At 54.1% G+C, this 9,813-nt stretch carries 7 protein-coding genes; 5 read left to right on the top strand and 2 right to left on the bottom strand.

The annotated features are described in order from the left end of the window. Nucleotides 1-613: 613 nt before the first annotated feature. A complete protein-coding gene (locus AN477_RS07690) occupies nt 614-2,224 on the bottom strand; it encodes an APC family permease (protein ID WP_054968593.1) in 1,611 nt (536 codons plus the stop codon). Nucleotides 2,225-2,759: 535 nt separating this feature from the next. Here AN477_RS07690 and AN477_RS07685 point away from each other — a divergent pair. From AN477_RS07685 to AN477_RS07665, 5 genes are all read left to right on the top strand, one after another. Next, entirely contained in the window at nt 2,760-3,599 is an 840-nt protein-coding gene (locus AN477_RS07685) for a DeoR/GlpR family DNA-binding transcription regulator (RefSeq protein WP_054968592.1), read from the top strand. A 160-nt stretch (nt 3,600-3,759) separates the two neighbouring features. After that, nucleotides 3,760-5,091 carry a galactose-1-phosphate uridylyltransferase gene (gene galT / locus AN477_RS25400; RefSeq protein ID WP_083486063.1) on the top strand — a complete coding sequence of 444 codons (1,332 nt, stop codon included), beginning with the start codon at nt 3,760-3,762 and terminating at the stop codon, nt 5,089-5,091. After that, a complete protein-coding gene (locus tag AN477_RS07675) occupies nt 5,084-6,526 on the top strand; it encodes a galactokinase (RefSeq protein ID WP_342668549.1) in 1,443 nt (480 codons plus the stop codon). The genes galT and AN477_RS07675 overlap by 8 nt, the downstream gene beginning before the upstream one ends. 142 nt (nt 6,527-6,668) lie before the next feature. Continuing rightward, nucleotides 6,669-7,667: a UDP-glucose 4-epimerase GalE gene (gene galE, locus AN477_RS07670; protein WP_054968591.1), complete on the top strand. Its 999-nt coding sequence runs from the start codon at nt 6,669-6,671 to the stop codon at nt 7,665-7,667. A 159-nt stretch (nt 7,668-7,826) separates the two neighbouring features. Beyond that, the gene (locus AN477_RS07665; RefSeq protein ID WP_054968590.1) at nt 7,827-8,816 is read left to right on the top strand and encodes an aldose 1-epimerase; all 990 of its coding nucleotides are present in this window, start codon (nt 7,827-7,829) and stop codon (nt 8,814-8,816) included. Between the two features lie 458 nt (nt 8,817-9,274). Here AN477_RS07665 and AN477_RS07660 read toward each other — a convergent pair. After that, nucleotides 9,275-9,813: transposase (locus AN477_RS07660; protein WP_211265974.1), on the bottom strand; the 539-nt coding region annotated here is incomplete at its 5' end.

Here is a 9,813-nt window from a genome sequence, read left to right as displayed (position 1 = left end):
CATGATACCCTTATCCATGCTTGGGTTCCTTAGATTAGATTTGGACAGGGCTACCTGTACATCTATTCTAAGGAATCTTTATATGTATAGGGGTTACAGAATCATGAATCTTCATAAGGTTTAAAATATTTAATTTGTCAACGGGTACCCGTTGACAATCCACTAAAAAGTTAATGCAACGCTAGTGGCTCTGAGCGACTTAACTCCTCCAAATTTCAGAGTTAAGTCGGTGTGGCCGACTTAGCGCCGGCGTCAAGCTGCCGAGAGACCTCGTTAAGTCGGTATGAGCCACTTAGCGGTCCTGGAGGTCCTGGAGGTCCTTGAGGTCCTGGAGGTCCTACGATCCTGGGCGCCAACGCACGGGCTGCATGAAGTCGCGCTGTGCCCCGTTCCCCGTTCCCCGTTCCCCGTTCCCCAAAAACAACGACGAAAACACAATATGAAAAGGGCTGGGATTCCCCAGCCCTTCCAATTTGGACTTCATTCTTAATTCAACTGATTCGGTGGCGTCCTCCGCCAGATTGAGTTAGCATCCGCTGGCTTGAGCCACACACCGATGCAGTGGTGCAATCGGTGCAATCAATTGCAACCACTAGCGCAAGGCCACAATCAATCAGTATGGTTGAGCTGCCAGACTGCCTGCGTCTTCTTCGGTGTGCTCTTCCGTGATGTTGGCCTTCGGAAGTGCTGCAGCGACGCCCCAGTAGTAGGCGATCAACGCGATGACCACGACAATAATCTGATCGACCGGGGTCTTCAGCGCACCACAGCCGCCGAATGCTTTATCACCGAATTTGGAAACCAGGAACATCACGATGTAGTAGACAATCAACCAGCTGGTTGATTTGATCTGCTGACCAAGTGCAATATTCTCGCTCGGCATCACCTTGTTGATGATGAGGTATAGCACGAATGCAGCGAGCTGCAGACCAATGAGCCAGGAGTCAATCTTCCAGCCGGTCCAGTAGATGATGAGTGAAGCGACGATGAACGCGATCGGAGCGATGACACCCATTCCGCCCAAACGGAATGGTCTGTGAATGCCACTTGCTGTGCGACGGAGCGCAGCTGCGGAAATCGGTCCGATGATGTACGTCATAACGGTTGCGGAGGAAACAACGCCAACCAACGCGCCCCATGTCGGGAACGGTAGTGTCCAGAACACACTCAGGATAAACGCGAGCCATAGTGCCGGACGAGGAACACCGTTTTTCGGGCTGACGCGGCTGAAGACCTTGAAGAAGGTTCCCGTACGTGCCCAAGCGAAGATGACGCGAGCGGTAGAAGAAAGGTAGATGTTACCTGTACCACTTGGGGACAACACAGCGTCGGCGAACAGCACGTTTGCCAACCATGCCATACCGAGCGCTCTCGCGAGGTCAGCAAATGGCGACTTGTAGTTCAGTGCAGCCCAACCGCCAGACAACGAACCAGGTGTCAGTGCACCAATGAACGTGATTTGAAGCAGGATATACAACACAGCACCAATTGCAATAGCTGTGATAATGGCGAGCGGGACGTTTTTCTGCGGGTTCTTGGCTTCACCAGCAAAGTCAACGGCTTGCCGGAACCCAAGGAATGCGAAGATGATACCTGCGGTCGAGACGGCAGATTCAATACCTGTGAAACCGCCTGCGCCTTTAGTGTTGCTGAAGTTTGCGCCGTGTACATGCGTCAACAGCACGATGATGGTCAGCAATGGTACGATAAACTTGATTGCGGTAACAACGGAGTTGACTTTACCGAAGATATTAACGCTCCAATAGTTGATAAGGAAGAAGACAATCAGCAAGATGAACTGTACGAACCAGCCCAACGTGGTGATGCCGCCAGTTGAAGTACCGAGGGCCTTCCACCAAGTTTGTGCGTATCCACGCATTGCTTCGGCTTCAATACCAGCAACACTGGAGTATGCAACGAGTGCAGCAATTCCCATTAAGAATCCGACGATTGGACCATGTGAGTAGTCCGGGTAACGAATGATACCTCCTGCGCGGGGGAGTGCACCAGACAATTCCGCGTAAACCAAACCAATAAGTCCGACTGCAACAGCACCAATCACCCATGCCACCCAAGCAGTTGGGCCTGCGAGTTGAGCGCCGCCTTGTGAGGCGAACAACCAGCCCGATCCGATGATGGCTCCCAAACCTAGGAAAGTTAAGTCCAGAAACCCAAGCTGGCGCTTAAGCTTTCCTTCTCCAGAGGAGTTTTGTACACTGCTCATATCCTATCTCCCTTCATGATGAAGTACTAATAATAATATTCGGAACATAGGGAGTGTTTCACCCTAGAATCCCCAAACCCTATCTCTTTCCATCTAGTGGCGGCGAATCGTTCTGACCCCTTTGGTTGACCTGTCGGTCTTACCTCGCGGGCCTTTATCTGCACCCCGGGAATACTCTGGAGAGCCTGACCTTCGCCTAGCTATTCTTGACCTCCTTTATAATTTGATTGAAGTTAAAAATATAATTTAATCATAATTCTGTCAATAGATGATGTTGGAAAAGGTCAGAGTTTGCAGTAATTCATTCGCGCGAATTATCTAAAACGACAGGATACATCCGTCAATAGACATTCTATGCAAAAAGAAAGCAATGCTTGTCATGATATGTTGGTCTCATTTTCGGATCAAAAAATGATCACAACTTGATAACTCAATGATAAAATAATGATAAACACCGATAAAAAATGGTCAAGAACAAAGAACAACGAAGAATGATCAAGACCGATAAGGTATTTATTGAAGGAGGAACTGCAGGATGTACCCGGCAGAGCGTCGCCAGGCGCTCATGAAGTTGATCAACGAGAGAGGGTTCGTATCCATCAGCGATCTCGCTGAACGCTTAGATGTATCCGAGATCACCATCCGACGCGATCTGAATTACCTTGAGCGCGAAGGACTCGTTGAAAAGGTAGCTGGGGGAGGCCGCATGCCGAAAAGCACCATGGAGCCTGCATTTCTCAACAAGCGGATCCTTCAGCAGACTGAGAAAAGTGCGATTGCACAGGCGGCGCTGCAGCGGATCGAACCCGGGATGACATTGGGTTTGTCGGCAGGAACGACAACCTGGGCGCTGGCCCAGCAAGTTAAACCTGGGGCGCCCAACCTTGACCACCTGACATTTGTGACCAACTCAACCAACATCGCCACCGTCCTTCAGGCGAACGGCTGGAGCGATATTCTGTTGCTCGGTGGGCAATTTCGGACACCATCTGACGCACTCATCGGGCCGCTCGCTGAAGAAAACGCCCGACGGTTGCACACAGACTTACTGTTTCTTGGTGTTCACGGTGCCGATCTTGCTTACGGCCTCACCACCCCCAACCTTCAGGAGGCCGCAATCAATCGCGTCATGATGGAGCAAACCGAGTCTGTCGTTGCCGTGTTTGATCATACCAAGTGGGGGATTCGAGCCTTGGCCCACCTGGCCCATTTTGAGGAGGTGGATGTCGTCATTACGAACATCAACCAGGCTCGTGATGAGCTCAGCGACGCCGACCCTAGCCAGTCCGAAATAAGCAAATCTGCAGAGCTCCGTGCGACGGTCGATGAGTTGAGAAAACTTGGACCCGAAGTGGTCATTGCGCAGGTGGACTGACAACGTTGGCACCGAAGCTGGTCGCGCTAGTTTGAGTGTCAGTCTGTGTTTGAGTTACGCCTGATTCCCTAGTCACAGCATGTAGACAGAGTCAAATCTGTTCGTCAAATGTTTCCTATATATATGCTTCTATATGTATGCTGCACAAGGAGGTACATCCATGGCTGAATTACGATACAATCCGCTGCTGAGAGACTGGACAATGGTTGCCTCGAATCGGCAAAACCGGCCCAATATGCCGAAGGACTACTGCCCATTTTGCCCGGGATCCGGTAAAGTCCCAGATAACTACGATGTCTACCAGTATGACAACGACTTCCCGGCACTCTCGCCGAACCCACCACAACCGGACGATGTTGCGACGGACTTGTACGCGGTTGCTGAGGCATACGGAAAATGTGAGGTCGTCTTATACTCTCCGGAACACAACACCACATTGCCGCAACTGCCTGTGTCACATATCCGAAAACTCGTTGATCTCTGGACGGAACGCTTTGAGGTTTTGTCACAGGATCCCAAGCACAAGTACATCCTTATCTTTGAGAACCGCGGCCCCGAAGTCGGTGTGACCATGCCGCACCCGCACGGTCAGATCTACGCTTATCCTTATATACCACAGAAAATTCGGGTTGAACTTGATTCCTCGAGTGCGCACCACCATGAGACGGGACGTTGTTTAATCTGCGACATCAACCAGGATGAAGCGTCCTTTCAAGGGCGGATGCTGATCGAGACGGATCACTTTGTCAGCTACATCCCGTTTTTTACCGATTATCCTTACGGGGCATTTATATCAAGCAAGGCGCATAAGTCAAACCTGCTTCAGTTTACGAGTGAGGAGCGGGACGATCTCGCTAAAATCCTCAAACTCGTCACAGCCGGTATGGATGCCCTGTTTGATCGTGAATTTCCGTACATGATGGCGCTCTACCAGAGCCCGGTCAACCAAGCCCCTACCAACGATGTCATTGCCAACCAGGCCGCGGTTGCCACAACAGCAGTCACTGGTGCCGCGACCCAGGCCACGGGTGCCGCAACAGCAGGAACGGCCGCGACCCAGGCCACGGGTGCCGCAACAGCAGGAACGGCCGCGACCCAAGCCATGGGTGCCGCAACAGCAGGAACGGCCGCGACCCAAGCCATGGGTGCCGCAACAGCAGGAACGGCCGCGACCCAAGCCATGGGTGCCGCGACCCAGGCGTCCGCCACGACGGCCACGGGAGCTGCGGCCGCAGGAACGGATCCATCAACAGCGACCGGCAAGGGGCAGCCTGCTTTGGGCATCGCGATCGACAGTGATATCGACCCCGATGTCTACTACCACTTTCACATCGAGTTTTACCCGCCGCTGCGGGCGAAGGACCGAATCAAGTACCTCGCATCGTCCGAAACAGCAGCTTGGGCGCCGTGTAATCCACTCTCGGTCGAGGACACGGCTGTGCAACTCCGCGAGGCCATTCTAAAGCGAAAGGTGGAACTCGGCATTGAGTAACCATGCGGACACTCAACAAGCATCAAACGGCCGATTGGAAAGTCCGGTAAGCACTGAATGGCAGGCGGTCATCGAACAGTTTTTGCGGTTTTCTCCGGGATCCGTTCCACGAGCAGACATGCCAGCCGAACAGCGTGGCCTAGCTAGCGCCGAACATTCTAGCCCGGCAAACGCCGAACAGCGTGGCCTGGCTAGCACAGGACAGCCTAGCCCGGCTAGCGCCGAACATTCTAGCCCGGCAAACGCCGAACAGCTCCGTCTGGGTAGCGCGGACCAACCATCCACCGTCCGCACCCCAGCGTTAGGCGATGCAGTGCGCGTCTTCTTTGCCCCCGGGCGTGTGAACCTCATTGGCGAGCACACGGACTACAACGGAGGTCACGTGCTGCCTGCAGCGCTGAACATCGGGACCTGGTTGTTTGTGCGCCCGCGCCAAGATAAAGTCCTACGGTTTGCTTCCGCCTCCTTTGAACAAGTTGTCGAGGTGCCTGCGGCCAATCTGACGTACAAGACGGGTGACGACTACGCGAATTACCCAAAAGGGGTCATCCACGAGTTTGAGAAGCGTGGATTCGAAATCCCCGGACTCGATCTGTTCTACTACGGCAACCTCCCCAACGGCGCTGGTCTGTCGAGTTCGGCATCCATGGAAGTGGTCACAGCGAGCATGATGAATGAACTGCTAGGGGCGGGGCTTTCAAGGGAGGAACTGGCGCTCTTGTCGCAAGCGGCTGAGAATCAGTTTGTTGGTGTGAACTGCGGCATCATGGATCAGTTCGCCGTGGCCCTCGGCAAACAACACCACGCGATCTCGCTAAACTGCGACACACTCGCGTATCAGCTGGTGCCGGTGCGGATTGAAGGTGTCAGTCTGGTTATCGCCAACACCAATAAGCGCCGTGGTCTCACAGATTCCAAATACAATGAGCGGCGCGGCGAGTGTGAAGCAGCCTTGGTAGAGTTGCAAAAAGTGCGTCCTGGCATCGGATCGCTCGGTGACATCGATGAGGCGGAGTGGACAAGTCTCGAGGGACAATTGGCCGATCCGGTGCTCCAAAAACGCGCACGCCACGTGGTCCTCGAGAACAACCGGGCGAAGCGTGCAACGACAGTCCTTCGCGATGGGGATATCGCGGAGTTTGGTCGGATGATGAATGCGTCGCACGAATCCTTACGGGACGATTACGAGGTCACGGGTAAAGAACTCGATTCCCTCGTTGAGGCCGCGTGGGCTGTGGGGGGATGTATCGGATCGCGCATGACAGGAGCCGGGTTCGGAGGTTGCACAGTGAGTCTGGTCGAGGCCGACAAGGTTGACGAATTTGTTCGCGCAGTCGGTGAGGCGTACACAGCACGCATCGGGTACGCGCCGTCATTCTACGTGACGGACATCGGAGACGGAGTGAAAGAGGTCACGAACGAGGTGCTCCGCTGAGGCCGGTACGACGGTGAGGGAGCAGACGGTAGGAGCAGACGGTAGGAGCAGGCGGCGTGCTGCCAGGCAAGCGTTTGAATGCAACTGGAGGGACTGCATAAGCAGCTGCTTCTAGGTGTATAGATGAGGAGGTCGGGAATTGATGTCTATCTTGGTTACAGGTGGGGCAGGGTATATTGGAAGCCATACGGTGGCGGAACTGCTTGAGCACGGCGAACAAGTGGTTGTGGTTGACAACCTGACGACAGGGCATCGTGGAGCGGTAGATGTGTTGCAGGTACCTTTCTACAACGTCGACATCCGCGATACGGAGGCGATGGTTCAGATCCTCAGAGACCATGAGGTCGATACGGTAGTCCATTTCGCGGCCAATTCACTCGTTGGAGAGAGTGTGCAGGATCCACTCAAATACTACGAGAATAACGTAGGAGCAACGACAAAGCTGCTCTCCGCTATGGTCCAGGCAGGGGTCAAGAACATCGTGTTTTCATCGACCGCAGCAGTCTACGGGGAGCCGGAGAAGTCGCCAATTGAGGAACGCGATCGCCAGCAGCCTACGAACCCCTACGGTGACACGAAGCTCGCGATTGAGAAGATGCTCGACTGGTCGTATAAGGCATACGGACTGAAGTCGATTCGACTCCGCTACTTTAACGCGGCGGGGGCGCATCCGACAGTGCCGATTGGCGAGGACCACCGGCCGGAGTCTCATTTGGTGCCGATCGTGCTTCAGGCTGCCCTCGGCCAACGTGAGGCTGTGTCCGTGTTTGGCAACGACTATCCGACGCCGGATGGAACATGTATCCGCGACTACATCCATGTGATGGATTTAGCAAGCGCCCACAGGCTTGCAGTCCTTCGCCTCCGAAGCGAGGAGGGCGGGGCGGAGTCGTTCAACCTTGGGAACGGATCTGGCTTCTCAGTCAAAGAAGTCATCGAGGTTGCCCGCAAGGTAACAGGGCGGGCGATCCCGGCTGTGGATGTTGCTCGACGTGCGGGCGATCCCGCTTCACTCGTCGCCTCTTCCACCCAGGCGCGCACGATGCTCGGCTGGGAGCCGCAGCATGCTGAGCTGGAGGAGATTGTAGCCAGCGCGTGGAGATGGCATCAGGCGCACCCAAACGGCTACGGCGCGGAGTAGGCGGAGGCCTGGGGCTGAAGCTGTGCTATGGGCGGGGGCCCGGTGTCGATGAGCCGCTGCTGAGGGCGGCGGCTTGGGCCAGGTTACGTTTGACACGCTCTGTCGGACAGCTGGTATCAGGCAGTAACGCTAAGACTGCATCATTGGAGATGGTCGACATTGCAGACATCTGTGAAAGAGCACAACTATAACGGGACGCAGGCCGTCAGCCTTTACGCAGGAGCCTATCACGCGATGGTTTTACCGGAGCTTGGGGGCAACCTGGTCGCGTTTGAAGACAGCGAGCGCGGGTTGCAGTTTCTGCGCACCCCCTCCGATCTCGAGTCATTCCGCAAGCATCCTGTCCTATATGGGATCCCGGTTTTGTTTCCACCGAACCGTTACGAAGATGGGACATTCACTGTAAACGGGAAGACTTATCACCTTCCTATCAATGAGACGGATAAGCACAATCACCTGCACGGCTTTTTGAAAGATGTGCCGTGGGATGTTTCGGCAATCGGGACAACGGATCGTACGGCGTTTATTGAACTAAAGTCGGGTATCAGCAAGGCCAGAGAGTCGTATCGCTATTTTCCGCATGAGTTTACGATCACGATCCGCTATACCTTATCCACCTACGGACTTCAGCAGGAGGTTGCTGTCAAGAACGTGGGGCCGGATGCGATGCCATTTATGCTTGGCTTTCACACGACACTGGCCGTACCGTTCGCGAAAGAGAGTAACCAGGCCGACTATTCACTGAAGGTGACCCTTGGGGACCGGTGGGAGATGTCGGACAGGATGTTGCCTACGGGTCGTATCCAGCCCTTGAGCGTGGAAGAAAAGCAGATGCAAGGTGATGGGATAAATCCTTTCTACACCCAACTCGACAATCATTACAGCGCAGAACCCCAGGATGGCGTAAACTACATGACGCTCACAGATAACCGGCTTGGGATCAGACTCGTCTACGACGTGGGTCCACAATACAAACAGTGGATGGTTTTCAACCGTTATGCAACGGGTGAGATGGTCTGCCCGGAGCCGCAGACGAGCATGGTCAACGCGCCTAACGTGGGTCTGTCACCCGACGAGTCGGGCTTGCTTATGCTTGCGCCCGGAGAGTCATGGTCGGCCACATCCCGGCTGTACGCTGAGGAAGTGTGAGTTGTAAGATGGCGGGGCTTGTTCGGAGGTTCGGAGGTTCGGAGGTTCGGAGGTTCGGAGGTTCGGAGGTTCGGAGGTTCGGAGGTTCGGAGGTTCGGAGGTTCGGAGGTTCGGAGGTTCGGAGGCTATGGGGGCCTTGGATTCGGACCGCTAAGTCGGTGCGACCGACTTAATAGCCTTGGATTCGGATGATTAAGTCGCCCGTGGCGACTTAATACCTTAAAATTCGAGAGTTAAGTCGCTGCGACCGACTTAAGAACGTCGTGTGACCGTCCTGGAGCCCCGCTAAGTCGGTGGCAGCCACTAGCGTTGCATTAAATAGTCACTGGAGTGTCAAGAGCATCACACTGCATGGCAACAGTACGTAGTCGGAATGTTCGGTTTGTTAGCTGGATGTGTATGGCCTAAAAAGATTACACCTCTTAGACAGATAGCCTACATTCCAGATTTTGGCGTATTTAGACTGGGTCGTACTCCAGGTCATCCAAGTGTTCAATATCTCCGTCTACGTACTGCTGCAGCGTCTGGGAGAAGACTTGCTCGTGTTTCATCTTTTTCCGCCCAGGCGAACTGCGGCTCGGTGGTCTGTTTAAGCAGCGTAGAAATACCTCGAAGGGCTGTGCCCAGGTGTTTTGTAGACACCTGTAAACAAGTAGCACCCTTCCGTTGTGGCTCACCCTCAATTGAAGAAGTAACAGCAAGCAGAAGGCGATGAGCGCAATCCGCAATTGATTGAATACGGCATTCTCACTCTTCCCATACATGCTTTTTACCTTCAAGTGCTGCTTAATCCATTTAAAGAACAGCTCGATTTGCCAGCGTCTCCTATACAAATCGCCAATCTCGACAGCATCCATGGTCAGGTCGTTAGTCAGGATAATAATCAAATTACCTTCACTGTCCAACGTCTCTATCCAACGCGTTGGATGAGTCATACTCCGAGAGGCGGATGAGCCGATCCTTACCACATCGTCCCGAAGAACAGGTGACCCCTGTG

The organism is Paenalicyclobacillus ferrooxydans (assembly GCF_001399675.1).
Classification (GTDB): Bacteria; Bacillota; Bacilli; order Alicyclobacillales; family Alicyclobacillaceae; genus Alicyclobacillus_B; species Alicyclobacillus_B ferrooxydans.
The sequence above is the reverse complement of the archived record's forward strand: the minus strand, read 5'-3'. Positions and strand labels throughout refer to the sequence as shown.

Excerpts from the sequence above, each read along its gene's own strand:
- AN477_RS07690 (WP_054968593.1), bottom strand. The coding sequence starts at position 2,224 with ATGAGCAGTGTACAAAACTCCTCTGGAGAAGGAAAGCTTAAGCGCCAG.
- AN477_RS07685 (WP_054968592.1), top strand. The coding sequence starts at position 2,760 with ATGTACCCGGCAGAGCGTCGCCAGGCGCTCATGAAGTTGATCAACGAG.
- galT (WP_083486063.1), top strand. The coding sequence starts at position 3,760 with ATGGCTGAATTACGATACAATCCGCTGCTGAGAGACTGGACAATGGTT.
- galE (WP_054968591.1), top strand. The coding sequence starts at position 6,669 with ATGTCTATCTTGGTTACAGGTGGGGCAGGGTATATTGGAAGCCATACG.